Origin of the sequence: Leucobacter sp. Ag1, from assembly GCF_000980875.1 — a bacterium.
Classification (GTDB): domain Bacteria; phylum Actinomycetota; class Actinomycetes; order Actinomycetales; family Microbacteriaceae; genus Leucobacter; species Leucobacter iarius.
The window spans coordinates 1-24,866 of sequence record NZ_LAYO01000086.1 but is presented as its reverse complement, the minus strand read 5'-3'; the positions used below and the strand labels follow the sequence as shown (position 1 = coordinate 24,866).

Genomic DNA, 24,866 nt, shown 5'->3' with positions numbered 1-24,866 from the left:
GGCATTCCGCGGGCCTCGGGAGGGGCGGGCCGAAGGAGGCGACTACTTCATCGAATCGAGGATCGCGGTGAGCTGCTCGAAGGTGGTGAGCGGGTTCACGATCGCGAAGCGGGCGTTGGTGCGTCCCGCGTGCGAGCTCGGCACCACGAACGCCTGCTGGTCCTCGAGCAGCTGATCCGACCACCGCTCGTAATCGGCCTTCGACCAGCCGTCGCGCTCGAACACGACGACCGAGAGCTGCGGATCGCGCACGAGCGAGAAGCCCGGGCGTCGCTCGATCTCGTCGGCGATGCGGCGGGCGAGCGCGATCGAGTGCGTCACCGCGTCCCGGTAGGTCGCGGCGCCGTAGGTCGCGAGCGAGAACCAGAGCGGCAGGCCGCGCGGCCGGCGCGTCAGCTGGATCGAGTAGTCGGAGGGGTCGTAGGCCGCCTGCTCGGTGAGCACGTCGAGGTACTCGGCGTGCTGGGTATGCGCGAGGCGGCCGTTCTCGGGATCGCGGTAGATCAGCGCGCACACGTCGTAGGGCGCGAACAGCCACTTGTGCGGGTCGACGATCACCGAGTCGGCGCGCTCGACGCCCGCGAAGTGGTGCCGGGCGAGCGGCGACAGTATCGCGGTGAGGCCGTAGGCGCCGTCGACGTGCAGCCAGAAGTCGAAGTCGTCCTTCAGCGCGGCGACGCCCGCGATGTCGTCGACGATGCCGAAGTTCGTGGATCCACCGGTCGCGACGACCGCGAACACGCGCTCGCCGTCGGACTCGAGCGCCTCGCGCACGGCGGCGGCCGAGAGGGATCCGGTGTCGCCGCCGGGCACGGCGATCACGTCGACGTCCATGATCTCGGCCGCGGACTTCACCGAGGAGTGCGCTTCGGCGCTGCAGACGACCGCCCAGCCGCCTTCGGGGCGGGCGGGAAGCCCCGCCGCGGTGCGGGCGCGGCGCGCGGTGTCGCGGGCCGCGACGAGCGCGGAGAGGTTGCCGATGGTCCCGCCCTGCACGAACACGCCGCCGGCTCCGGCGGGCAGGCCGAACTCGCCGGCGAGCCACGTCAGCACCTCGTTCTCGGCGTGCACGGCACCCGATCCCTCGAGCCAGGATCCGCCGTACAGCGCGCTCGCCGAGACGACGAGATCGAACGCCATCGCGGCCTTCGACGGAGCGCTCGGGATGAACGAGAGGTACTGCGGGTGATCGGTTGTGATGCAGGCGGGCGCGAGCACCATCTCGAAGGCGGCGAGCGCGCGGCTCGCACCGATGCCCTCCTCGCTGATGGTGCGGCCCGCGAGGCGGGTCAGCTCGCCCGGTGAGGACGCGTGGTCGAGCGGGGTGTCGGTGGCCAGCAGGCGGCGCCGGGAGTAGTCGAGCACCAGGTCGACGATGCTCCGGGTCTCCTCGGAGACCGAGTGCATGCGGGTGTGGGCGTTCGGGTCGGCTTCGGCGGTCATGACGGTCTCCCGGGTCGTGCGCAGACGGGTGTGCATCGCAAGTCTCGATCCTGCGGCGGGAATCGCACAAGCCCGCTTCAGTCTGGACCGGTCCAGCCGTTCTGCTCCGCGATCTCCGGACGGGCGAGCCCGCGCGCGTCGAGCGCACGGCCGAGATGTTTGCGAACCCGGAGGATCAGCGAGCGGTCGGCGACCCTGGCTCGCGGCAGTCGGCGTTCGAGCTGCGCCTCGAAGTCGAGCGCCTCCGCCCGGGAAGTGGCACCGGCGGCCACGATCAGCGGGTAGGGCCCGGTAACCGAGGCGGCAACCTGGACGGCGTCGAGATCGGCGAGCGCAGCGCTGCTGCCGATCACGGTCTCCGCGGGAGCCTGGATGAAGTACCACGCGGCTACCGGCCAGTTCGATTGGCGGAGTGCCACGTCGACCCGCAGGACGACGTCTCCCGAGCGGCGCAGTCGGGACACAGCATCCGCCGCGCGCTGCGCGCTGATTCCGAGAGCCGACCCCAGCTCTGCGAACGATGCGCGGCCGTCCCGGCGCAACAGTTCGACGAGCGCGTCGGCGAGCGCGGGATCCACCCGCTTCGCGGATCCGGCCCGCGGCGGCCGCGGCTTCGGAATCCGCCCGCGCTGCTCGGCGGACAGTGTCCCGAGACTCCAGTCCGAGCCGATCCGCATGATCCGGTCGAGCACGTGGGTCTGCATACTGCGCACACCGGGCAGCGCTCCGAGCTCCGAGAGCACGTGATCGGCCAGCGCGTCCTCCGTGCGGGCGAAGAGGGTCGCGAGGAGATCGCGGCGGCCGGCGGTGAGGTCGAGCGAGGCGACGCGGTCATCGACGGCCACTCGATCCGCGACCTCGAGGACGCGGCCAGGTTCGCAGGAGAACTCGATGAAGGCCGCGACGGGCATCCGTCTCGGCCCCTCGGTGAGCGAGATCCAGGCCCGCCCCTCCGACTCGATGCGCGCCCAGCGCCTTGCCACGGTGGCGGCGTCCACGCCGACGACCCGTGCGACCGCGTTCCAGGGGATCCGAGGATCGAGCTGCATGGCGTTGAGGATCTGCAGGTCGAGTGCCCCGAGTGCCGATTCGAGGTTTTCTGACATCAGGGAACCTCCTATTGCAGATTTTCTGCATTCATCACGGACTTCTCGCGATGCTGGCACGCTGTCTGCGGGCCTGACACGAGTGTAGAAGCGCAGGTCCTCCCCTGCGAATAGGAACCTCAATGACGAACTCCTCCGTCGAGCGCACCGGCCTCAGACAGGCCGCACCGCTGCTCGTCCCCGCTTTCATCCTGCTCGAGTTGTTCGGCGGCCTCGTGCAGGGCTGGATCGTGCCGCTGCTCGAAACCATCGGCACCCACTACCGCGTCGGTGACGGCGCCCTCAACTGGGTGCTCACCGTCGGCCTGCTCTCCTCGGCCGTCTCCGTGCCCCTCATGACGATGCTGGCCGACCGCTTCGGCGCCAAGGTGCTGCTCGTCGTCTGCGCCGCATGCACGGCGATCGGGTCTCTGCTCATCGCCTTCGCCCCGAGCTTCCCGCTGCTCCTCATCGGCGTGATCGTCCAGGGCCCGGTCGCGGCGCTGCTCCCGCTCGAGATGGCGACGCTGAAGCATCACCGATCCCAGAACGCCGCGCGCATCGTCGGTGCACTGGTAGGCACCCTGACCATCGGCGTCGCGCTCGGAGCGCTCTTCGGCGGCACGATCATGGAGTGGAGTGGAAACCTCGTCCTGACGCAGAGCGTTCCCGCCGTCGGACTCGCGATCATCACTCTCGTCCTGCTCGTCGCGGTTCCCGCGACTCCGGGCGACAGCCGACGCAGCGTCGACTGGTGGGGCGCCCTGCTGCTCGGGCTGGGCGTGGCCGGAATCATGTACGGTCTGGCGAACGGCCCGTCCGCCGGATGGCTCGCGCCCGATGCCCTCATCCCGGCAGCGGTCGGCGCACTCGCGCTCGCGGCCTTCGTCCTCGTCGAGCTCCGCGCGACGACCCCGCTCTTCGACCTGGCGCTGCTGCGCCGCATTCGTCTCGGCGTCCCCCTCGCGCTCGGGCTGCTCGCCGCGATGGTCATGTTCGGTTCCCAGACCCCGATGGTGCTCTACCTCACCGCGTCGCCCGAGGCGGCCGGGTACGGCGCCGGTGTCTCCCCCGGTGCCGTCGGCCTGATCTTCGCCATCACCGGCATCTCCTCGAGTCTCGGCTCCTTCGCGACGCCCCTGCTCCGTCGCGCGCTGAGCGTGCGCACGACCGTCATAATCGGCACTGCGATCGTCACGGCGACCATGTGCGTGCTCGCGACCGGCCCCGGCAACGCCGTGTTCGCCACCGCCTGTTTCGCCGTGTCCTGGTTCGCCCTCGGGATCCTGCTCGCCACCATGCCCGGCATCGTCGTGGAGCGTGCTCCGCAGGAGTCCGCTGCGTCCATCTCGGGCATCTACAACACCGGACGCACCATCGGCGGATCGATCTCGGGCGCCGTGATCGCGACGCTCATGACCGTGCTCACCGCAGCCTCGGCTCCGGCCGGAGCCGACCTCGCCGAGGTTCCCGCCCCCTTCGTCGCGTTCCAGCTCACCTTCGCATTCTTCGCGCTGCTCGGAGCCGTCGCGACGGTGCTCGCCATGCGGCTGCGGGATCGTGTGCCCGCGGGCGATGCGAGCACCGTCGAAGCCCCGAACACTCCCGACTCTCCCAGCACCCCCAACACCCCGATCGCCGAGGAGGCACTCTGATGACCACCGACCGCATCCGCTCCGCCATCGCCGCGGCCGAAGCCGATCTGCTGCGCCTGAGCCACGAGATCAGCGACGACCCCGAGCTGGCCTTCGCCGAGGTTCGCGCCGCCGAACGCGTGGCCGCCCTGCTCGAGCGCCGCGGTTTCGCCGTGACCCGAGGCGCGTACGAGCTGCCGACCTCCGTCGAGGGCGTCTTCGGGACCGGCGATCTCACCGTCGTGATCCCCTGCGAGTACGACGCCCTCCCCACGGTGGGCCATGCCTGCGGGCACAACGTGATCGCGACCGCCTCGGTGGGCGCGGCGCTCGGACTGGCCGAGGTCGCCGATGAGCTGGGCCTGCGCGTGGTCCTGCTCGGCACACCGGCCGAGGAGGACGGGGGCGGGAAGATCCTGCTGCTGCAGCGGGGCGCCTGGGACGATGCGGCGCTCTCGCTGATGGTGCACCCGGCCCCCACGGGGCAGTTGCCCGCGAGCGGCCACCTCACGCTCGCGCTCGAGCACATCGAGATCGAGTTCACCGGCCGTGCCGCGCACGCCGCAGCGATGCCCCACACGGGGATCAACGCGGGCGACGCCGTCACACTGACGCAGGTCGGCATCGGTCTGCTCCGGCAGCAGCTGCCGAAGTCGATCGTCGTCGCGTCGCGGGTAGTCGAAGCGGGCGAAGCCACGAACGTGATCCCGGCACGCGGGCTCATGGAGATCGAGATCCGGGGCACCGATCCCGAGGAGTGGGCCGCGGCGCGCGAGCGGGTGCGTCGCGTGGCCGAGGGGGCGGCCATCGCCACCGGCTGCGAGTGGGCGATCGAGCAGACCGAAGCTCCCTACGAGCCGCTCGATTCGCACGCAGAGCTCTCGGCGCTCTGGGATCGCGCCGTGACCGAGGAGCTGGACTACGTGCTCGGCGAACCGCCCCGCGGCTTCGTCGGCGGTTCGACCGACATGGGAAACGTTTCGCAGTACCTGCCCGCGATCCATCCGATGCTCGAGATCCGCGGGACCTCGGCGTCGCCGCACCACCCCGACTTCGCTGCGGCAGCGCGTTCCGAAGCCGGTGATCGCGCAGCCATCGACGGCGCGATCGCGCTCGCACTGACCGCGGCCGGGGCGGCGGCGTCGCCCGAGCTGCGCGAGCGCCTGCTCCTCGCACGCGCGGAGCGCGCCCCCTACGCCGAGTTCGCAGCCGGACGCTGAGACACGGCGCGGGCGCGGGCACGTCGCCTACCATTGACGGGTGTCCGCGCCCAAGATCCTGCTCGCCTATGCCTTCGCCCCCGTCCCCGATCCCGAGGCGGTGCGCCTCTGGCAGCGCGAGCTGTGCGAGTCCCTCGGCCTCCGCGGCCGCATCATCATCTCGAAGCACGGCATCAATCTGACCGTCGGCGGCGAGCTCGACGCCTGCAAGCAGTACCTGCGTCGCACGAAGGCGTACGCGCCGTTCGCCGCGCTCGTGCCGAAGTGGAGCGAGGGCACCGCGTTCGAACCCGATGCGGCCGAGCCGCTGCACGGCGTCGACCGGCGCGCGCCCTGGCGGCGCATCGCCGACTTCCCGAAGCTCAGTGTGAAGGCGCGCGACGAGCTGGTCGCCTTCGGGATCCCCGACGAGACCGTGGTCGACGAGAACGGCGTGGTCGGCGGCGGTACGCACCTGTCGCCGCAGCAGGTCAACGAGCTGGTCGCGGAGCGCGGCGAGGAGGTCGTGTTCTTCGACGGCCGCAACGCCTGGGAGGCCGAGATCGGCCGGTTCAAGGACGCGGTCGTGCCCGACGTGCGCACCACCCACGGGTTCATCGAGCAGATCGAGAGCGGCACGTTCGACGAGCTCAAGGGTCGCCCGGTCGTGACCTACTGCACGGGCGGGATCCGCTGCGAGATCCTCTCGGCCGCGATGGTCGAGCGGGGGTTCGGCGAGGTCTACCAGATCGACGGCGGCATCGTGAAGTACGGCGAGGCCTTCGGCAACGACGGGCTCTGGGAGGGATCCCTCGCGGTGTTCGACGGCCGCGAGTCGATGGACTTCGCTCCGGGGGCCGCGGTGCTCGGGCGCTGCGCCGTCTGCGGCGAGGCGTCGAAGCAGCTCGCGAACTGCGCCGACCCGGCCTGCCGCAAGCGCCTCGTGCTGTGCGCGTCCCACGCGGGCGCCTCCTGCGAGGAGCACATCGCGGCCTGAGCGTTCGACCGAGCTGCTCGGGTCGTCAGTTCGGCAGCATGCGGGTCGCACCCGCAGCGAATGCGGCCTGCGCCGCGGCGGCCGGGAAGTGCCCCGCCGCGCAGAGGGTGCCGAGGCCGTGCATCAGCCCCCACAGCGCGAGCGCATCGCTCTCGGATCCGAGACCGACCGCGGCCGCGGTCGACCCCAGGATCGTTTCGAGCTCCTCGATGAGCGGCGCCATCGTCTCGGTCGGGGCGCCCGGGATGCACACCGTCGGGTCGTAGACGGCGGTGAAGGCGTTCGGGTGCTCGACGGCGAACCGGATGTAGGCGCTGCCGCCCGCGAGCAGCGCGTCGACGGGCCCGCCGGCGGCTCGGGCGCCGCCGACCGCGTCCCGCACGCCGGCCAGCAGCTCCCTCATGCTGCGCTCGGCGAGCGCTTTCAGCAGCCCGCGCCGGTCGGTGAAGTGGTGGTACGGAGCGTTGTGGCTGACGTCGGCCGCGCGCGCGACCTCGCGCAGACTGATCTCGGTCGCGGGCTTGCGCTCGAGCAGCTGCATGGCCGCGTCCTCCAGCGCCTGGGCCAGCCGACCGTGATGGTAGGCCTCTCGGGAACTTGACACGAGCAACATCATTCCTTATCTTGACACTGCCCACATAAATAGACACTGTCAAGATTGGATCGCCGGATGCCCACCGCCCTCGTCATCGACGGACACCCGAACCCCGATTCGCTCACCTCGGCGATCGCCCGCAGCTACGCGGACGGGCACGGCGACGCTCGCCTGCTCGCACTCCGAGACCTCGACTTCGACCCGCACATGCGCTTCGGCTATCGCAAGCGGATCCCGATCGAACCCGATCTGCAGGACGCGCGCGACGCCCTGCACGCCGCAGAGCGCATCGTGATCGCCACCCCGATGTGGTGGGCATCGGTGCCCGCGCTGCTCAAGGGCTTCTTCGACCGCGCCCTGCTGCCGCAGCAGGAGTACCGGATGTCGCCCGCGGGCCTCCCGCAGGGCCTGCTCACCGGGCGCCGCGGTCGCATGTACCTGCTCGCCGACACCCCTCGGATCGCGCTGCCGTTCGTGGGGACCCCGGCCGCGCGCCAGGTCTCTCGGCACACGATGCGCTATTGCGGCGTGCGCCCGTTCCCGGTGCGGCGCATGCTGGGCGTCGGCGCCGCGAGCGAACGGCAGCGCGAGCGCTGGATCGCCGAGGCAGCCCGAACCGGAGCCTCTGATCGACGCCGGGACGACCTGCGCTCCGGCCGAAGCGCTGCCGCAGAGCCGATCGCGACTACCCCGGCAGCCGCGGGATCGCCGAGATGAGTCGGCGCGTGTAGTCCTCTCGCGGCGTCGACAGGATGCCCGAGGTGGGGCCCTCCTCGACCACGCGACCGCCCTCGAGCACGAGCGTGCGCTCGCAGGTCGCGGCGACGGCCCCGAGGTCGTGCGACACCATGACGAGCGCGAGGCCCGTCGTCGCGCGCAGCTCGTTCACCAGGTCGATCACCTGGGTGCGTGTGCTCACGTCGAGGGCGCTCACCGGCTCGTCCGCGATGAGCACGCGCGGGCGCACGACCGTGGCCCGGGCGATCGCGATGCGCTGCCGCTGACCGCCCGAGAACTCGTGCGGATACCGCAGCGCAGCGTCCTCGGGCAACCCGACCGAGGCCAGCGCGGCCCGCACCCGATCCGCCGCGTCGGCGCCGCGCGCGATCCCGAGCGACTCGAGGGGTTCGGCCACGATCCGGTCGACGCGCTGCCGGGGGTCGAGCGACGAGTACGGATCCTGGAACACCGCCTGCACGCCCGAGCGGAATCGCCGCATCGCGGCTCGATCGCGCAACCGCAGCGGGGCTCCGTCGAACCGCACCTCGCCCGCCGAGGGCGCCGCGAGCCCGAGCAGCAGCGAGAGCAGCGTCGACTTGCCGGCACCGGACTCGCCGACGACACCGACGGACTCGCCCGCGCCGAGCCGCAGCGAGACCCCGTGCAGGATCGGGCGGCGACCGTAGGCGAAGTCGACGTTCGCGGCCTCGAGCACGGTCATGCGTCGCCTCCTGCGTCTCCGCCGCGGCCGTCCGCCGCGGTGCTCCCGCCGCCCGCCGCGCCGTCGAGCGCCGCGTCGAGCGCTCGCGCATGCGCGACGAGCTGAGCCGTGTACGGATGCTGCGGAGCGCGCACCAGATCGGCGACCGCGCCCCGTTCGACGGCCTCGCCCGCACGCAGCACGAGCACCCGCGAGGTCTGCTGCGAGACCACCGCCAGGTCGTGGCTGATGAAGAGCAGGCCCATACCGCGCTCGGCGACGAGCCGGTCGAGCAGCCCGAGCACGTCGGCCTGCACGGTCACGTCGAGCGCGGTCGTGGGCTCATCGGCGACGAGCAGCTCCGGACGCGCGGCGAGGGCGATCGCGATCGCGATGCGCTGCCGCTGCCCGCCCGACAGCTCGTGCGGGTAGGCGCGGGCGAGGCGCGGATCCTCGAGCCGCACCTCGGCGAGGGATTCTGCGACCGCCCGGGCGAGCTCGGCACCGCGGAGGCCGCGGTGCCGTCGCAGCGGTTCGGCGATCTGCCTGCCGACCCGCATCAGCGGGTCGAGCGCGGTGAGCGGCTCCTGGAACACGAAACCGATCGCGGGTCCGCGCAGCGGCCGCAGCTCGGCTTCGCTCGCGCCGATGGTCTCGACGCCGGAGAGCACGGCGGAACCGCCGGCCGACAGCCCGGCAGGCAGCAGGCCCGCGATCGCGAGCGCGGTGAGGGACTTGCCCGAGCCGGACTCTCCGATCAGGCCGACCCGCTCGCCCGCGGCGATCTCGAACGAGATGCCGCGCACGAGCTCGGTCGCCTCCGCCCCGGCACCCGCCGAGACGGTGAGCCCCTCGACACGGAGCAGCGGCGCGTCCGCGCCCGCCCGCTCGCCGGTCTGAACGCTCATGCGGATCGCCTCCTGCGCCGGGTGGGGTCGGCCGCGTCGCGCAGGCCGTCCGCCACGAAGTTCACGCCGAGCACGAGCACCACGAGCGCGATACCCGGTGCGATCGCGCCGACCGGGGCCTCGAGCACGGTGCCCTGCGCCTCCTGCAGCAGGCGGCCCCACGACGCGTTGGGCGGCGGAGCGCCGAGTCCCAGGTACGAGAGGCTCGCCTCTGCGAGCACGGCCGCGCCGAACTGCAGGGCGAGGGTGACCGCGAGCGTGGGCGCGATGTTCGGCAGCACGTGGCGCCGCACGATCCCGAGCGTGCGCGTGCCGCTCGTGCGCGCCGCGGTGACGTACTGCGATCCGACGACCCGCTTCGCGAGGATCCGCGCGATGCGCGCGATGACCGCGGACATGCCGAGCCCGATCGCGAGGATCGCCGAGCCCAGCGACGGCGGCTGCAGCGCGACGATGAGCATGGCCGTGAGCAGCACGGGGAACGCGATGGCCACGTCGAGGAGCGCCGAGATCGAGTCGTCGAGCCACTGGACCGCGAACGCGGCGATGAGGCCGAGGGTCACCCCGATGAGTGTCGCGATCACGACCGATCCCGCACCGACCAGGAGCGCGATGCGGGCGCCGACCATGAGCTGGCTGAGCAGGTCGCGCCCCAGCTTGTCGGTGCCGAGCAGGTGCTCCCCCGAGGGCGGCGACAGGCGCCCGCCGGAGGTGTCGTCGAGCGGGTACGGCAGCCACACGAGCGAGACGAGGGCGACGAGCACCACGACCGAGACGAGGCCCAGACCGATCCAGAGCGTTGCGCGCTTCACGACGCCACCCCCACGCTCGCCCGCAGCCGGGGATCGATGAGGCGCTGCACGACATCGGCCGCGAAGCCGACGAGCAGCACCAGCAGGGTGGTCACGACGAGCACCCCCTGGATCGCGGCGAAGTCGTGCTTCGCGATACCGTCGACGAGGTAGCTGCCGAGCCCCGGCAGCGCGTAGACGCTCTCGACCACGACCGCCCCGAGCAGCGTCGTCGCGAGCTCGATGCCGAGCACCGAGACGACCGGCACCGCGCCGTTGCGCAGCCCGTGCCGCCACAGCGCCTCACCGAAGCCCGATCCGTGCGCCCGCGCCGTGCGCAGGTAGTCGCTGCCGAGCACGTCGAGCGTCGCCGACCGGATGTAGCGGGTCAGCGAGGCCCCCATCACGAGACCGATGGCCAGCGCGGGCAGCACGAGCGACGAGAACGCCCCCGCCGGATCCGACCAGTCGTCCGCGGGGAAGCCGCCCGTCGGGAACCAGCCGAGCCCGAGCCCGAAGACCCACACGAGGATGATCCCGATCCAGAACACGGGGACCGCGATGCCGAGCTGCGCGACGCCCGACAGCAGCGTGCCGTACCAGCGGTCCGACTGCACCGCCGCGGTCACGCCCGCCGCGACAGACAGCACCAGCGCGATGCCGAACGCGAGGAGCGTGAGCGGCAGCGTCACCCGCAGTCGCGAGGAGATCTCGGGTCCGACCGGCGCACCGGTGATGAGGGACTCGCCCAGATCGAAGCGCAGCATCTGGGCCGCCCAGGCACCGAACTGCACGAGCAGCGGCTGATCCGATCCCACTTGCTTGCGCGCCGCCGCGATCTGCTCGGGAGTCGCGCTCACCGAGAGCAGCGCGTTCGCCGGATCGCCGGGCAACAGGCGCAGCAGCACGAAGATCACGATCATCGCGACCGCGAGCGATCCGATCAGGAGCGCGCCGCGGCGCAGCAGATAGCCGAGCATCGTGCACTCCTTCCCACGGGTCGGGCGGTCGCCGCCACCGACGCGAGGGTGCCGGGGACCAGCGGCCCCCGGCACCCTCGCGTCTTCGAGCTACTTCTTGACGATGTTATAGGCGGGGAACTGCGAGTTCAGCCCGTTGACCGGGTATCCGCTGACGTCCTTCGACGCGACCACGATCTGCGGGTACAGGTACAGCCACGCGCTCGCCGCATCGGTGGCGATCTGCCGGTTGGCCTGCTTCAGCAGCTTGACCTGCTCGGCCTCGCTCGAGGCCTGCTCGGCCTCGTCGATCCACTTCGTGACCTGCGGGTTGTCGTAGCCCCAGTAGAACTCGGGGTTGCCGTACCAGACCACGTCGCGATCGTTGACGTGCTCCTGCAGCGTCGCCTCGAAATCGTGGTTCTTGAACACCTTCGTGTACCACTCGTCGGCGCTGATCGTGTTGATCTTGACCGTGATCCCGACCTTCTTCAGCTCCGACTGCAGGAACTCGGCGACCGCGGGGTGCGGATCGTAGCTCGGGGTGTCGAGCGTGAAGGTGAAGCCGTTCGCCAGCCCGGCTTCCGCGAGCAGGGTCTTCGAGCGCGCGGGGTCGTAGGGGTTCAGCTTCGTGAGGTCCTCGTACCAGGGGTCGCTCGGCGGCACCATCGAACCGATCAGGGTGCCGTAGTCGCCCCAGATCGCGTTCAGCAGCTTCTTGCGATCGATCGCCGAGTAGATCGCCTGGCGCACCTTGGCGTCGGTGAACGGCTTCGCCTTGTCGTTGAAGGCGAGCAGCTCCTTGGTGGTCGACTTGCCGTCGTTGATCGTGAACTTTCCGCTCTTCTCGAACTGCGGCAGCGCATCGGGGTTCTGCACGCTCGTGATCAGGTCGAGGCGGCCGCTCGTGAGCGCCGTGTCCTCGGCCGTCGCGTCGGTGAAGTACGAGAACACGACCTTGCCGTTCTTCGCCTTCTCGCCCCAGTAGCCGTTCCAGCGGTTCAGCGTCAGGGTGCTGCCGCGCTTCCACTCGCCGAGCGTGTACGGCCCGGTGCCGTCCTCCTGCTTCTCGAGATTCTTGGCGTCGGCGTTCACCACCCAGATGTACGAGAGCAGGTAGGGGAACGAGATCGAACGCTGCTTGAGGTCGACCTTCACGGTGTGCGCGTCGGGCGTCTCGATGCTCTTGATCACTTCGAGGCTCGACTTGCGCGCCGACTGGGAGTCGGGCGCGAGCACCGCCTCGATGCTCGCCTTCACATCGGCGGAGGTCAGCGCCTTGCCCGAGTGGAACTTCACGCCGTCGCGCAGCGTGAAGGTGTAGGTGAGTCCGTCAGAGCTCATCTCGTGCTTCGTGGCGAGCAGCGGCGAGATGGTGCCGTCGTCGTTCAGCTTGAAGAGGCTCTCGTAGACGTTGCCGGTGAGCGCCTCGGTGACACCCTGGCCGCCGCCCGCGACGTTGCTCAGGTTGACGGGCTCGTAGAGCGATCCGATGCGGATCGTCGCGTCGGCTCCGCCGGCGCTCGCGCCGCCGCCCTGGGCGCAGCCCGTCAGGGCGAGGGCCGAGACGGTGAGGGCCGCAGCGGCCGCGAGGGCCTTCCGCTTCAGAGAGATCATGGGATTCCTTCGGGTCGGGCAGTGGTGCTGAGTAAGTGGGTGCGTACGGCGGATCCGGCTCGCGCAGGATCCGCTCCGGTCACACCGTGTAGATGTCGAAGCCGTCGCGGAACTCGGGCAGGCGCTCGCCCGCGAGGATCGGCCAGGGCAGGCGGTTCTGCGCGGGCGGCATCGGGCAGTTGTACTGCGCCGAGAAGCCGCACGGCGGCACGAAGGCGCGGTTGAAGTCGAGCGTCACCCGACCGGCCTCGCCGAAGGCGCCCGCGTCGCGCGGCACGAAGAGGAAGCGGCCCGCGCCGTAGCTCTGCGTCCCGTCGGTCGCGCGGTTCGTCGGATCGCCGAACACGAGCAGCAGCTGGCCGTCGTCGTCGAACGCCGAGAGGGTGAAGCGCTCGCCGTCGCGCTCGAAGGCGATGTCGCCCGGGACGACGAGGTCGCGGGTGAGCCCGGCGTCGCGGATGTGCTCGAACGGGATCGTGCGATCGGAGGCGACGGGCGTGAACTCGGCCTCGATCACCCACGCGGGGTCGTAGTCGAAGGTGGCGGTGCCGTCGAAGGCGCGGATCGCCGCCGAATCGGCGTCCCACACGCGGATGCCGTATTCGGGCTCTCCGGTGGTGAGGTCGCGGCGCTGCAGCTCGGTCACGGTGACGCGGTCGCCGCGCCCCTCGGCACGCGCGGCTGAGCGCTCGGCCTCGGCGGTGATGCCCGCCTCCTGCGCGGTCGTGCCCGCGGGGAACCAGCGGGTCTCGACCAGGCTGAGGTTGCCCGTGGCAGAGGTGACGGCCTCGCGACGCGCGACCCGCCAGGCGTCGTGGGCGGCCGCGGCCGTGCTCTGCGTGGACTGCGGGTGCTCGGTCATGATCCGTCCAATCTGCTCGTCCGCCGGTACGGTCCGGCGTTGCCCGGTGCGATGCAACATGCGAAGTCTGCGAATGTCTCGCATTCGCAACACTTCAGTATGCGCCAGGTCGGTCCACCCGCGCGAATCGGGCGACACGTGTCGTAACCGGCGCCGGGTGAGCGGCATTCCCGGCCGCGCGCAGCGCCGGTGGTGCTCAGCGCCATCGCGGCGGATCCTCACCGAATGCACTCCCGGCCCAAGGTCCCGGATCCGATTGCCAGCTCGGCAGATACGCTTCGCCGACGATTCCCAGGGCGCCCCAGCGGCTCGGCGCGGCCTCCGGTACGAAGCCGCCGACCGCGGAGAGCAGCTCGGGCTCGATGAAACCCGCGCCGGTGCTCGCCGCCGCGCCGGCCGCGAGCAGCGCCCGCCCGATGCTCTCCAGCGTCACCTCGACGGCGCCCGCGTTCCGCTCGGCGAGGAGCGCGGTGATCCCGGCCGCGAGCAGCGCCCCGCCGGAGTGGTCGAGCGCCTGCGCCGGCAGCTTCCCCGGGTTCTCGCGGTCCGCGGATTCGACGGCGGCGATGCCGGAGGCCGCCTGGACGAGGCTGTCGAACCCCCGCCGCTCGCCCCAGTCGCCGCCGGGAGCCCACGCACGCACCCGGGCAGTGACGATGCCCGGCTGGGATTCGGCGATCTGCTCGGGTTCGAGTCCGAAGCGCGCGAGCGCCCCGGGGCGTGCCCCCGTGACCACGACGTCCGCCTCCGCCAGGAGCTCGGCGAACCGGGATCGGTCGGCGCGATCCTCGAGGTCGAGCAGGCTCGAGCGCTTGCCGCGCCCCGTGTCGAGCCACTGCCAGAGCGGTTCGGGTCGCACCGGCGAATCGACGCGCAGCACGTCGGCGCCGAGGCCCGCGAGCGCGCGCGTCGCGACGGGACCGGCGATGACCCGGGTGAGGTCGAGCACCCGGACACCGTCGAGGGGTCGTTCCGGATCCGCCCCGAGAACGGCGCGCGCCGCTCCGGCACGATCCACGCGGATCGGCGCCGTGGGTGCTCCGCGTTGCGCGGCCCAGGCGTCGGGCTCACGCACGGCGACCGCGAGGCCTCCCGCCCGGAACACGGCATCCTCGAGCTCGTGTGCGCCGCGTTCGGCGATCGCCGCGGCCACCGCGTCGCCGCCTGCGTCCGGTCCGAGGCCGAGCACAGCGCGCAGCGCCGCGGCGTGCCACGGATAGTTGGCGTGGGTGCGCACCCACCCATCGGCCGCCGGGAAGAACCCGGAGAGCGGCGCCCAGACCGGAGGGGACTGACCGTCGAGCCGGCCGAGCTGGTCGCTGCGGAACGACGCGGCGATGCGGATCGGGTCGAGCCCCACCGGTTCGGCTCGCTCCGGTGGCCGCGCAGGGGACTTTCCCGTCGCGGCATCGCGCGCGGCCTCCGCGGCGAGCGCGAACGCGCCGACGGCATCCCGCGCCAGATCGCTCACGGGGAGCCGGGCGGGCAGCGGCGGCCGCGGGCCGGACAGCCGCGCCGCAGCTTCCTGCGGGAGTCCGATCCCTCGCAGGAAGCCGCCGACGAAGCTGCTCACGACTACCGCGCTTCAGCTCACCAGATGCTGACGCGCTCGGCGGCGTCGAGCCAGAGCTCGTCGCCCGGCTTCGTGCCGTAGGCCTCGTGGAACGGGGCGAGGTTGCGCACGATCTGGTTGCACCGGAACTCGTTGGGCGAGTGCGGGTCGATGGTCAGCAGGCGCACGACCTCCTCGGGGCGGGACTTCTGCTGCCAGGCCTGGGCCCAGGCGAGGAAGAAGCGCTCGGCGCCCGTGAGCCCGTCGATGACCGGCGACTCGGCACCGTCGAGTGCCCGCAGGTACGCCTTCCATGCGATCTCGAGGCCCGAGAGGTCGCCGATGTTCTCGCCGATGGTGAGCTCGCCGTTGACCGTCTGCCCGTCGGCCCCCTCGGGCGAGAGCGCGTTGTACTGACCGATGAGCGCCTTCGTGCGCTCCTCGAACGCGCTGCGATCCTGCTCGGTCCACCAGTCGGTGAGACGGCCGTCGCCGTCGTAGCGCGAGCCCTGATCGTCGAAGCCGTGGCCGATCTCGTGCCCGATCACGGCGCCGATCGCGCCGAAGTTGGTGGCCGCGTCCCACGTCGCATCGAAGAACGGCGGCTGCAGGATCGCCGCGGGGAACACGATCTCGTTGAAGCCGGGGTTGTAGTACGCGTTGACCGTCTGCGGGGTCATGAACCACTCGTCGCGGTCGATCGGCTTGCCGAGCTTGCCGAGCTCGCGCACGAATTCGAACTCGGACACCCGCCGGGAGTTGCCGACGAGGTCGCCCGCGTCGACCGCGAGCGACGAGTAGTCGCGCCACTTCACCGGGTAGCCGATCTTGGGCGTGAACTTCTCGAGCTTGTCGAGCGCGCGCTCGCGGGTCTCGGGGCTCATCCAGGCGAGCTGCTGGATCGAGTCGCGGTAGGCCTCGATGAGGTGTCCGACGAGCACGTCCATCTCGGCCTTCGAGTTCTCGTCGAAGTGGCGCTCGACGTACAGTCGGCCGACGGCCTCGCCCATCGCGCCTTCGACGAAGGAGACGCCGCGGCGCCAGCGGTCGCGCTGCTCGGGCGCACCGGTGAGCGCGGTGCCGTAGAAGTCGAAGTTGGCGCGCGAGATCTCCTGCGAGAGCAGCGCGGCCGAACCGCGGACGAGGGCCCAGGCGAGCCAGGCCCGCCAGGCCGGGAGCTCCTCGTCGACGAGCAGTGCGGCCAGACCGGCGAGGGCCTCGGGCTGCGCCGCGACCACCTCGGCGAACGCGCTCTCGGGCGCGCCCATCGCACCGAGGTACGCCGACCAGTCGAGCTGCGGGGTGATCTCCTGCAGCCCGGCGAAGGTGCGCAGGTTGTAGAGCTTCTGGATGTCGCGGCTCGCCACCGTGTCCCAGTGCGAGGAAGCGATCCGACGCTCGAGGTCGAACGCGAGGCCGGCGAGGCGATCGGCCTCGCTCACGCCGACCAGGTCGAGCATGCGCTCGATGTGCGCGACGTACTGCTCGCGGATCCCGGCGAACTGCTCCTCGCGGTAGTACGACTCGTCGGGCAGGCCGATGCCGCCCTGCATGACGAACGCGATGTAGCGCGACGGGTCGCCCGGATCGTTGTCGATGTACATGCCGAAGAACCCGCCGAGGCCCTGCCGCTCGAGCTCGGCGGTGACCCGCACGAGTTCGGGGATCGAGGAGACGGCGAGCACCCGGGCCAGGTCGTCCCAGATGGGCTCGGCACCGAGGAAGTCGACGCGGCTGGTGTCCATGAACGAGGCGTAGAGCGCGGCGACCTTGTCGGCCTCCGCCTCGGCGCCGCCCTCGATGAGGCCGGGCGCGGGAGCATCCGTGCCGGTGATGATGTCGCGCACCGCCTCCTCGGCGTTCTCGGCGAGCACCGCGAACGAACCGTAGCGCGCCTTGTCGCCCGGGATCTCGGTGCGATCGATCCACTTGCCGTTGACGTGACGGAACAGGTCGTCCTGCGGGCGGACCGCAGGATCGAGCTCGGTGAGGTCGATGCCGGAGGAGGAGGCTGCGTTGCTCATGCGACCACCCTAGCCACAGCGGCCGACAAAGCGGCCCGATCCGGATGTCGGTGCCCGGCGCTAGCGTGGAACCCATGTCAGACACGGCGCCCGATCTGAGCAACGCGCCCCGCGAGGGGCGCCGCACGATCGACCGCCGGATCGCGTCGCTCGCGATCCCGGCGCTCGGCGCGCTCATCGCGGAGCCCCTCTTCCTCATCGTCGACTCGGCGCTCGTCGGCCACCTGGGCGCGAGTTCGCTGGCCGGCCTCGCGGTCGCCGGCGCGATCCTGCAGACCGCCGTCGGCCTCATGATCTTCCTGGCGTACGCCACGACCCCGATGGTCGCGCGGCGTCGTGGCGCCGGCGACCTGCGGGGCGCGGTGCAGGCCGGCGTCGACGGCCTCTGGCTCGCGCTCGCGCTCGGCGCGGTCGTCGCCGCGCTGCTCTGGGCCGTCGGCGGGCCGCTGGTCGATGCGTTCGGCGCCTCGCCCGACACGACCGCGCAGGCGCGCATCTACCTCTCGGTCTCGTGCCTCGGCATCCCGGCCATGCTCGTGGTCTTCGCCGCGACCGGCCTCCTGCGCGGCATGCAGGACACGAAGACCCCGCTCGCCGTCGCCACGATCGGCTTCGCCGTCAACGCCGTGCTCAATTGGGTGTTCATCTACGGGCTCGGCTGGGGAATCGGCGGCAGCGCCTGGGGCACCGTGGCTGCGCAGTGGGGCATGGTGCTCGTCTACGTCGTCGTGGTCTCACGGCATGCCCGCGCCCACGGGGCGAGCCTGCTCCCCCACCGCGACGGCCTCGCGCACGCCGGGCGCAGCGGCGGCTGGCTGTTCATCCGCACCCTCGGCCTCCGCGCAGCGCTGCTGCTCACCGTGGCCGCGGCGACGAGCCACGGCACCGTCGCGACCGCCGGCTACCAGGTCGTCTTCACCGTCTTCTCGACCGCGGCGTTCGCCCTCGACGCCCTCGCGATCGCCGCGCAGGCGCTCGTCGGCGACGCGCTCGGCCGGCGCGACGAACCGGGTGCCCGCGCCGTCGTGCGGCGCACCCTGTTCTGGGGGCTGCTCTGCGGGGCCGCCGTCGGTCTCGTGCTCATCGCGACGAGCCCGGTGCTCGGCCGGGTGTTCAGCAGCGATCCGCGCGTGCTCGAGATCCTGCCGCCCGCGCTCATCGTGCTCGGCATCTCGCTCCCGCTCGGCGGCTTCGTGTTCGTGCTCGACGGCGTGCTCATGGGCGCGGGCGACGCCCGCTACCTCGCGTGGACCAGCCTCGTGAACCTCGCCGTGTACCTCCCCGTGCTCTGGCTCCTCACGACGACCGTCCCCACGGGCACGCCGGCGCTCATCGCGCTCACCGCCGGGTTCACCCTCGTCTTCATGGCCGCGCGCGCCATCACGCTCTGGCTCCGCGCCCGAGGCGGCCGCTGGATCGTCCTGGGCGCCTGAGCCCGGCCCGCGCATACTCGAAGTACCGTCACTCGTCCCCGCAGCATCCGAACGACAGGAGCCCCCCCCATGACCCTGCAGATCCGCCTCACCCAGGTCTTCGTCGACGATCAGGACCGCGCGAAGGCCTTCTACACCGAGACGCTCGGCTTCCTGGCGAAGCACGACGTCCCCACCGGCGCCGCCCGCTGGATCACCGTCGTGTCCGCCGCGGAACCCGACGGCGCCGAACTGCTGCTCGAACCCAACCTGCACCCCGCAGCCCGGGCGTACACCGCCGCCCTCGTCGCCGACGGGATCCCCGCGGCCCAGTTCGCCGTCGACGACGTGCAGGCGGAATACGACCGCCTGAGCGCGCTCGGCGTCCGGTTCACGCAGGAGCCGACGACCATGGGGCCGGTCACCACGGCCGTGCTCGACGACACCTGCGGCAACCTCGTGCAGCTCATGCACTACGCGGGGTAGTCCGGCACGGGCTCCCCCGACTAGCATCGGAAGACTGCCCGTGATCCGCCACCGGTGCCGCCCGCGGCCCCCGAACCCAGGAGTTCCGCCGTGTCCCAGCCCGCACCGCACTACGCCCATTCGCCCCGCGTCTGGGTCGGCGGGATCCTCGCGATCTTCACGGTCTTCGGGCTCGGATTCGGATCCTGGCTGAGCCGTCTCCCCGCCACCCGCGACCACCTCGGCGCCAGCACCTTCGAGATGAGCCTCATCGGGCTCGGCATCGCCGCGGGATCGGTCATCGGTCTGCTCATCTCGGGCCGCACCGTCACCTGGCTCGGGCCGCGCCGCACCCTGACCATCGGCGCGATCGTGCAGGCCGTCGCCATGCCGCTCGCGACCGTGCTCTTCTGGACCGAGGCCACGATCCCCGGCGTCGTCTGCCTCTTCATCTACGGCTTCTCGTTCAGCACCTCGGACGTCGCGATGAACGTCAGCGGCGCCGCCGCCGAACGCGCGCTCGGCCGCCCGCGCATGCCCGCCCTGCACGCGGGCTTCAGCCTCGGCAGCGTCAGCGCAATGGGCATCGGCGCCCTCGCCGAGAAGCTCGGCATCCCCGTCCCGGTGCACGTCTCGATCATCTTCGTCCTCGTCGTCGCGGTCGCGCTCGTCGCCGTCCGCTTCGTCCCGCACGACGAGCACGCGGCGCAGCGCGCCGCCGAGACCCGTACCGCAGCCTCCGCCATCACCGGCTCGATCCCCGTGATCCCGGCGGGCGCGCCCGCCGGGCCCGCACCGACGCGCAGCCCCTGGCGCGATCCCCGGATCCTGCTCATCGGCCTCATCACGCTCAGCATGAGCCTCGCCGAGGGCGTCGCCGCCGACTGGATGCCGCTTGCACTCGTCGACGGGCGCGACATCGCGAACGCCACCGGCACCCTCGTCCTCGGCGTGTTCTTCGTCTGCATGACCGCGACCCGATTCGCCGGCGCCGCGCTCCTCACCCGCTTCGGCCGCGTGCCCGTCCTCCGCGGCGGCGCGCTGCTCTGCACCGTCGGCGTGCTCATCGTGATCCTCGTGCCCGCCGTCTGGGCCGCGGTGATCGGCGCCGCGCTCTGGGGCATCGGCTGCGCGCTCGGGTTCCCCGTCGGCATGTCGGCCGCGGCCGACCGGCCCGCGACCGCGGTGCGCGACGTCGCGACGGTGTCGGCGATCGCGTACACCGCGTTCCTGCTCGGACCGATGATGATCGGCTTCCTCGGCGAGCACTTCGGCCTGCTGCAGGCGTTCTGGCCGCTCGCCGTGATCGTGCTGCTCTCCGGCCTCGTCGCCTCCGCCGCGCGCGAACCCCGCGCGGCCGCGCACTGATCGACGGGTAGGCTGTTCCGGTGCGAATCGTGGTTGCTGATTGCTCTGTTGACTATGCCGGGCGACTCTCGGCGCACCTGCCGCGCGCGACGCGCGTGCTCATGCTGAAGGGCGACGGCTCGATCCTGGTGCACTCCGACGGCGGCTCCTACAAGCCGCTCAACTGGATGAGCCCGCCCTGCTCGCTCGAGCAGCTCGAGCTCGACGACGAGCGCCGCGATGCCGGCATCGTCGAGCAGTGGCAGGTCGTGCACAAGAAGACCGCCGACAAGCTCGTCGTCTCGCTGTTCGAGATCATCCACGACTCGAGCCACGACCTGGGTGTCGACCCGGGCCTCATCAAGGACGGCGTCGAGGCGCACCTGCAGGAGCTCCTGGCCGACCAGATCGAGCTCCTCGGCGACGGCCACACCCTCGTGCGCCGCGAGTACATGACCGCGATCGGCCCGGTCGACATCCTCGCTCGCGACGAGGCGGGGGCCGCGGTCGCAGTCGAGATCAAGCGGCGCGGCGAGATCGACGGCGTCGAGCAGCTCACCCGCTACCTCGAACTCATGAACCGCGACCCCGTGCTGGCCCCCGTGCAGGGCGTCTTCGCAGCGCAGGAGATCAAACCGCAGGCGCGCACCCTCGCCGAGGACCGCGGGATCCGCTGCCTCGTGCTCGACTACGACGCGATGCGCGGCATGGAGGACCAGAACACGCTGTTCTAGCGGCGCGTCTCCGCCTCTGGTAGGTTAGGTGTCGCAGGACGCTCCGGCCTCCCGCATCAGCCAACGCCTCGACCTCGTCGGGGCGTTGTGTGTTTCCGGCCTTTCACGCCAAGCTCCTAGGCTGGACGCATGACCGTCTTCGCCGGAATCCTGCTGCTCATCAACGCGCTCTACAACGCCGTCGTCTGGCCCCGATTCTGGAAGCGCGTCAGCCAGGATCCCCGCGCCCGCGACGAGCAGGGCAAGGCGACGAAATTCCTCACCGTGCACGCCGTGCTGATCGGCATCGCGCTCGTCATCGCAGCGGTCTCGGCCGTGGCGGGGATCCTGCTGCTGCTCCAGTAGCGCGCACCAGCGGGGCACCGCCCTCAGTCCGCGCGCACCCCGTCGAGGATGATCCCGACGCCGCGGGCGAACGAGGCGTCGAGTTCGACCGGCGACGGACCGTCGGCGAGCACGCCGAGCTCGCGCGCCTGCAGCTGGGTCTGCGTCGACTGGGCGTGCCCGAACACGTAGAGCAGCAGCGTGCGCGCGCCGTCCTCGCCGAGCAGCTCGCCGAGGCGGGCCTCGACCGCCGACGCTCCGAGGCGGAACGCCGACGCGGTCGCGACCACGTCGGCCCCGTCGCGGATCCCGAGCAGCGCTCGCCGCAGGTCCGCGCAGATCCCGGCGGGGTCCTCGCTGCCGAGGTCGACCGTCCCGACGATCTCGTCGGCCATGAGCGCGAGCAGCGTCTGCTTGTCGGCGACGTGGTGGTAGAGCGCGCTCGGCTGCACGTCGAGCTCCGCCGCGACCCGTCGCATGGAGCAGAACTCGAGCCCCTGCGAGTCGAGCACGCGCAGGGCGGCGGCGACGACATCGGAGCGGGAGTTGCGCATGCCCGAATGCTACATGCCGAGACCTGAACACCGTTCAGGTAAGGTGAACACTGTTCAGGTGCCACCGCGGCACCGGCGGCGGTGCGCACCGCACCGCCGCGAACCGTAGGATCGGAGCCGAGATGACCCAGCCCGCACCGCAGCCCAAGGCCGCGCGCACCGCACCCGAGACGCGTGAGCGCGCCCAGTCGCGCCGTCGCGGCAGCACCGCGACCGACCTGGCCCTCATCGCCGGTTTCGCCGCGATCATCGCCGCCAGCGCGCTGCTCCCGGCGATCCCGATCGGGCCCGTCCCGATCACCCTCCAGACCTTCGCCGTGATGCTCGCGGGCGCCGTGCTCGGGGCCCGCCGCGGCTTCCTCGCCGTGCTCCTCTACCTCGCGCTGGGCGCGATCGGTCTCCCCGTGTTCTCGGGCGGCGCCGCGGGCCTCGGCGTGTTCGCGGGCCCGACCGTCGGCTACCTCGTCGCGTTCCCCTTCGCCGCGTTCCTCACCGGCTTCATCGTCGAGCGGCTCCCCCGGCGCAGCATCGCGACGAGCATCCCGCTGATCATGCTCGCCGGCCTCGTCTCGAGCTTCGTCTTCATCCACCCGCTCGGGATCCTCGGCCTCACGCTCCGCGTCCCCATGACGATCGACCAGGCGTTCGCCATCGACCTCGCGTTCTGGCCCGGCGACGTGATCAAGAACCTCCTGATGGCCGCCGTCGCCACCGGCGTGCACCGCGCGTTCCCCGACCTGCTGCCCCGCCGCAACCGCCGCACGGCGAGCACGACGGCCCCCGCACCCGCCGCACCGTGATCGAGTTCGACGGCGCCGAGGTCGCACTGGAGCCGGACCGGGCCGGCGACGAGCCGGTCCGGATCCTGCACCCGCTCGATCTCGTGCTCGCCGAGCGCCGCATCGCCGTGATCGGGCCCAACGGCTCGGGCAAATCGACGCTCGCGAGGCTCATCAACGGCCTCGTGCTCCCCACCGCGGGCGCGGTGCGGGTGCGCGATGCCGCAGGGTCGCCGCTCGACACGATCGACGACGGGGCGAAGGTCCGCCGCCACGTCGGCTTCGTCTTCACCCAGCCGGCCGCCCAGCTCGTCATGCCGACCGTGCTCGAGGACGTGGCGCTCTCGCTGCGCCGCGAACATCGCAGGCGGGCCGAACGCGACGCCGCGGCGCTCGCGGTGCTGGAGCGCTTCGGCCTCGCGGCGCTCGCCGACCGCAGCGTGCACACGCTCTCGGGCGGCCAGCAGCAGCTCCTCGCGATCGCGAGCGTGCTCGCCGCCGGCCCCGGGATCCTCGTCGCCGACGAGCCGACCACCCTGCTCGACCTGCGCAACGCGCGCCGCATCGGCGAACTGCTGCTCGGACTGGAACAGCAGCTCGTCGTCGCCACCCACGACCTCGAGCTCGCAGCGCAGTGCGACCGCGCCCTGCTCGTCGAGGGCGGACGCGTGGTCGCCGACGGCGGCCCCGCCGACGTGATCGCGCACTACCGGGCGACGGTGTGAAGCCGTGACCCGACGACGCGGCCTCCGCGCTCCCGCCGGCTCCCCCATCGGGAGCTACGTGCCCGGCAGCGGCCCCCTGCACCGGACCTCTCCGGGGGTCAAACTGCTCGCGCTCGCCGCCTTCGCAGTGGGCATCGTCGTGACGCAGCAGGCGCTCGCCCCGGTCCCGGCGCTCGTCTGCGGCCTCGCCGCGCTCGCCCTGGGCCTCCTCGCCGCGGTGATCGCGGGCCTGCGCGGGCGCCGGCTCCTCCGAGTGGCGCTGGGCTTCGCCGTGGTCGGCGCGCTCGTCTTCGCGTTCCAGGCCTGGCAGCACGGCCCGGTCCGGGCGCTCACCGTGACGAGCGGGCTGTTCGCGCTCGTCATCGCCGCGTCGGCCGTCACCGCGTCCACCCGGGCGGAGGAGATGGTCGACGCGATCACCCGCGGTCTGCGGCCGTTCCGCCGCTTCGGTGTGGATCCCGACCGGGTCGGGCTCGCCTTCTCGCTCGCGTTCCGCGCCCTGCCGGAGGCGTTCCGCATCGCGGCCGAATCGCGCGACGCCGCGCGTGCGCGCGGGCTCTCGAGGAACCCTCGGGCCTACGCGACCCCGCTCGTGATCCGCATGGTGGCCCACGCCCGTGACACCGGAGCCGCGATGCAGGCCCGCGGACTCGGCGACGACTGACCGGCGAACGTAGAATCGAGGGCATGGCCGACGCCCCGAACCCCGACTCGCAGACCCCCGAGGCCCCCGAGGAGGCATCCGCCGACCCGCGGGTTCCCGAGGGGCTCACCGCCGACTACGAGAACACCGGGGCCCGCGAAGCGCTCGACGCGCTGCAGACGACGCCCGACTACGAGCGCCTCGCCGCGTTCCTCTCGGCGTTGCGCGAGGGCTACCTGGTCGCCGACGTGACCGGGCAGGTCGGCGGCGCGAAGGGCGCGAAGAAGCAGAAGCGCGGCGGCACCCGGATCCGCACCATCCGCTCGACCAAGGGCCAGCTCGTGCTGCCGCTCTTCACCTCGATGGCCGAGCTGCGCACCGCCGTGCCGAAGGGCTCGAACGGCGAGGCGGCGAAGGGCGCGGTCATGCCGGCGCTGGGCGCGCTGAACCTGATCCGTTCCGACCGCTTCGTCGCGGCCGAGTTCGACGCGGGCACCGCGAAGCTCGTCGTGCTCCGCAAGTACATCGAACTGGCGCTCTCGGAGGCCCCGATCGACGCGGCCGCGCTCGAGGAGATGCGGTAGGGGCGACAGGCCCCCGAACGCACAGAAGGAGATTCGGGCTCGGAAAGAGATCCCCTGCGGGAGTCTTCTTCCGAGCCCAAATCTGCTTCAGCTCTGGGCGGATGCGCGCGGTTACTCGGCCTCGACCGCCTTGACCTTGAAGGGGCGCACGATATGGGTGAGGCCGAGGATCGACAGCGAGACGCCGACGAAGAACCAGAGGTAGAGCGCACC

25 protein-coding genes are annotated in these 24,866 nt (G+C 71.7%); 13 read left to right on the top strand and 12 right to left on the bottom strand.

All coding sequences use genetic code 11. The features are described from left to right. Positions 1–42: 42 nt before the first annotated feature. Both XM48_RS06070 and XM48_RS06065 read right to left on the bottom strand, forming a co-directional pair. Positions 43–1,443, bottom strand: a complete 1,401-nt coding sequence (locus tag XM48_RS06070; RefSeq protein ID WP_046454941.1) for a pyridoxal-dependent decarboxylase — start codon at positions 1,441–1,443, stop codon at positions 43–45. A gap of 77 nt (positions 1,444–1,520) precedes the next feature. Beyond that, on the bottom strand, positions 1,521–2,549 hold the full coding sequence (locus XM48_RS06065) for an Lrp/AsnC family transcriptional regulator (RefSeq protein WP_046454912.1): 1,029 nt from the start codon (positions 2,547–2,549) through the stop codon (positions 1,521–1,523). Between the two features lie 122 nt (positions 2,550–2,671). Between XM48_RS06065 and XM48_RS06060 the strand changes: the two genes are divergently transcribed. The 3 genes from XM48_RS06060 to XM48_RS06050 are packed head-to-tail and all read left to right on the top strand — an operon-like array spanning position 2,672 to position 6,358. Then, positions 2,672–4,183 carry an MFS transporter gene (locus XM48_RS06060; protein WP_046454911.1) on the top strand — a complete coding sequence of 504 codons (1,512 nt, stop codon included), beginning with the start codon at positions 2,672–2,674 and terminating at the stop codon, positions 4,181–4,183. Further along, positions 4,183–5,382: an amidohydrolase gene (locus XM48_RS06055; protein ID WP_046454910.1), complete on the top strand. Its 1,200-nt coding sequence runs from the start codon at positions 4,183–4,185 to the stop codon at positions 5,380–5,382. Before XM48_RS06060 ends, XM48_RS06055 begins: the two co-directional genes overlap by 1 nt. Positions 5,383–5,422: 40 nt before the next feature. Next, positions 5,423–6,358, top strand: coding sequence for a rhodanese-related sulfurtransferase (locus tag XM48_RS06050; RefSeq protein ID WP_046454909.1), 936 nt, complete (start codon positions 5,423–5,425; stop codon positions 6,356–6,358). Positions 6,359–6,383: 25 nt separating this feature from the next. On the opposite strand, the gene XM48_RS06045 is transcribed toward XM48_RS06050, so the two are convergent. Next, positions 6,384–6,962 carry a TetR/AcrR family transcriptional regulator gene (locus tag XM48_RS06045; protein ID WP_046454940.1) on the bottom strand — a complete coding sequence of 193 codons (579 nt, stop codon included), beginning with the start codon at positions 6,960–6,962 and terminating at the stop codon, positions 6,384–6,386. A 66-nt stretch (positions 6,963–7,028) separates the two neighbouring features. Here XM48_RS06045 and XM48_RS06040 point away from each other — a divergent pair, with 66 nt between their 5' ends. Then, on the top strand, positions 7,029–7,670 hold the full coding sequence (locus XM48_RS06040) for an NAD(P)H-dependent oxidoreductase (RefSeq protein ID WP_046454908.1): 642 nt from the start codon (positions 7,029–7,031) through the stop codon (positions 7,668–7,670). Here XM48_RS06040 and XM48_RS06035 read toward each other — a convergent pair. From XM48_RS06035 to XM48_RS06000, 8 genes are all read right to left on the bottom strand, one after another. Continuing rightward, a complete protein-coding gene (locus tag XM48_RS06035; protein WP_046454907.1) occupies positions 7,639–8,394 on the bottom strand; it encodes an ABC transporter ATP-binding protein in 756 nt (251 codons plus the stop codon). The genes XM48_RS06040 and XM48_RS06035 overlap by 32 nt on opposite strands. Then, entirely contained in the window at positions 8,391–9,281 is an 891-nt protein-coding gene (locus tag XM48_RS06030; protein ID WP_046454906.1) for an ABC transporter ATP-binding protein, read from the bottom strand. Before XM48_RS06030 ends, XM48_RS06035 begins: the two co-directional genes overlap by 4 nt. Then, entirely contained in the window at positions 9,278–10,093 is an 816-nt protein-coding gene (locus tag XM48_RS06025; protein ID WP_046454905.1) for an ABC transporter permease, read from the bottom strand. The genes XM48_RS06030 and XM48_RS06025 overlap by 4 nt, the downstream gene beginning before the upstream one ends. Beyond that, positions 10,090–11,052, bottom strand: coding sequence for an ABC transporter permease (locus tag XM48_RS06020; protein ID WP_046454904.1), 963 nt, complete (start codon positions 11,050–11,052; stop codon positions 10,090–10,092). Before XM48_RS06020 ends, XM48_RS06025 begins: the two co-directional genes overlap by 4 nt. A 90-nt stretch (positions 11,053–11,142) precedes the next feature. Further along, a complete protein-coding gene (locus tag XM48_RS06015) occupies positions 11,143–12,648 on the bottom strand; it encodes an ABC transporter substrate-binding protein (protein WP_084821026.1) in 1,506 nt (501 codons plus the stop codon). Positions 12,649–12,727: 79 nt separating this feature from the next. Beyond that, entirely contained in the window at positions 12,728–13,510 is a 783-nt protein-coding gene (locus tag XM48_RS06010; protein ID WP_046454903.1) for a DUF1684 domain-containing protein, read from the bottom strand. Between the two features lie 196 nt (positions 13,511–13,706). Next, positions 13,707–15,083 (bottom strand): CoA transferase, encoded by a 1,377-nt coding sequence (locus XM48_RS06005; RefSeq protein ID WP_052961328.1) that lies wholly within the window; start codon positions 15,081–15,083, stop codon positions 13,707–13,709. A gap of 17 nt (positions 15,084–15,100) precedes the next feature. Continuing rightward, on the bottom strand, positions 15,101–17,086 hold the full coding sequence (locus XM48_RS06000; RefSeq protein ID WP_046454902.1) for a M13 family metallopeptidase: 1,986 nt from the start codon (positions 17,084–17,086) through the stop codon (positions 15,101–15,103). Between the two features lie 74 nt (positions 17,087–17,160). Here XM48_RS06000 and XM48_RS05995 point away from each other — a divergent pair, with 74 nt between their 5' ends. The 5 genes from XM48_RS05995 to XM48_RS05975 all read left to right on the top strand — a co-directional run bounded on the left by XM48_RS05995 (position 17,161) and on the right by XM48_RS05975 (position 21,389). Beyond that, the gene (locus XM48_RS05995; protein WP_046454901.1) at positions 17,161–18,519 is read left to right on the top strand and encodes an MATE family efflux transporter; all 1,359 of its coding nucleotides are present in this window, start codon (positions 17,161–17,163) and stop codon (positions 18,517–18,519) included. Between the two features lie 69 nt (positions 18,520–18,588). Next, positions 18,589–18,984, top strand: coding sequence for a VOC family protein (locus XM48_RS05990; RefSeq protein WP_304413610.1), 396 nt, complete (start codon positions 18,589–18,591; stop codon positions 18,982–18,984). Positions 18,985–19,074: 90 nt separating this feature from the next. Further along, the gene (locus tag XM48_RS05985) at positions 19,075–20,331 is read left to right on the top strand and encodes an MFS transporter (RefSeq protein WP_046454900.1); all 1,257 of its coding nucleotides are present in this window, start codon (positions 19,075–19,077) and stop codon (positions 20,329–20,331) included. Between the two features lie 20 nt (positions 20,332–20,351). Continuing rightward, positions 20,352–21,044 (top strand): endonuclease NucS, encoded by a 693-nt coding sequence (nucS, locus tag XM48_RS05980; protein WP_046454899.1) that lies wholly within the window; start codon positions 20,352–20,354, stop codon positions 21,042–21,044. 129 nt (positions 21,045–21,173) lie between these two features. Further along, the gene (locus XM48_RS05975; RefSeq protein ID WP_046454898.1) at positions 21,174–21,389 is read left to right on the top strand and encodes an SCO4848 family membrane protein; all 216 of its coding nucleotides are present in this window, start codon (positions 21,174–21,176) and stop codon (positions 21,387–21,389) included. Between the two features lie 23 nt (positions 21,390–21,412). Here XM48_RS05975 and XM48_RS05970 read toward each other — a convergent pair whose 3' ends face one another. Then, positions 21,413–21,922 (bottom strand): TetR family transcriptional regulator, encoded by a 510-nt coding sequence (locus tag XM48_RS05970; RefSeq protein ID WP_046454897.1) that lies wholly within the window; start codon positions 21,920–21,922, stop codon positions 21,413–21,415. 122 nt (positions 21,923–22,044) lie between these two features. Here XM48_RS05970 and XM48_RS05965 point away from each other — a divergent pair, with 122 nt between their 5' ends. Genes XM48_RS05965 through XM48_RS05950 form a run of 4 tightly spaced genes read left to right on the top strand, consistent with a single transcriptional unit; the run spans position 22,045 to position 24,653 of the window. Further along, positions 22,045–22,722, top strand: a complete 678-nt coding sequence (locus XM48_RS05965; protein WP_046454896.1) for a biotin transporter BioY — start codon at positions 22,045–22,047, stop codon at positions 22,720–22,722. After that, on the top strand, positions 22,719–23,426 hold the full coding sequence (locus XM48_RS05960) for an energy-coupling factor ABC transporter ATP-binding protein (protein ID WP_046454895.1): 708 nt from the start codon (positions 22,719–22,721) through the stop codon (positions 23,424–23,426). Before XM48_RS05965 ends, XM48_RS05960 begins: the two co-directional genes overlap by 4 nt. A 4-nt stretch (positions 23,427–23,430) precedes the next feature. Further along, positions 23,431–24,090 (top strand): energy-coupling factor transporter transmembrane protein EcfT, encoded by a 660-nt coding sequence (locus XM48_RS05955; protein ID WP_046454894.1) that lies wholly within the window; start codon positions 23,431–23,433, stop codon positions 24,088–24,090. A gap of 23 nt (positions 24,091–24,113) precedes the next feature. Further along, positions 24,114–24,653 (top strand): SseB family protein, encoded by a 540-nt coding sequence (locus tag XM48_RS05950; RefSeq protein ID WP_046454893.1) that lies wholly within the window; start codon positions 24,114–24,116, stop codon positions 24,651–24,653. The last annotated feature ends 213 nt before the right edge of the window (positions 24,654–24,866 follow it).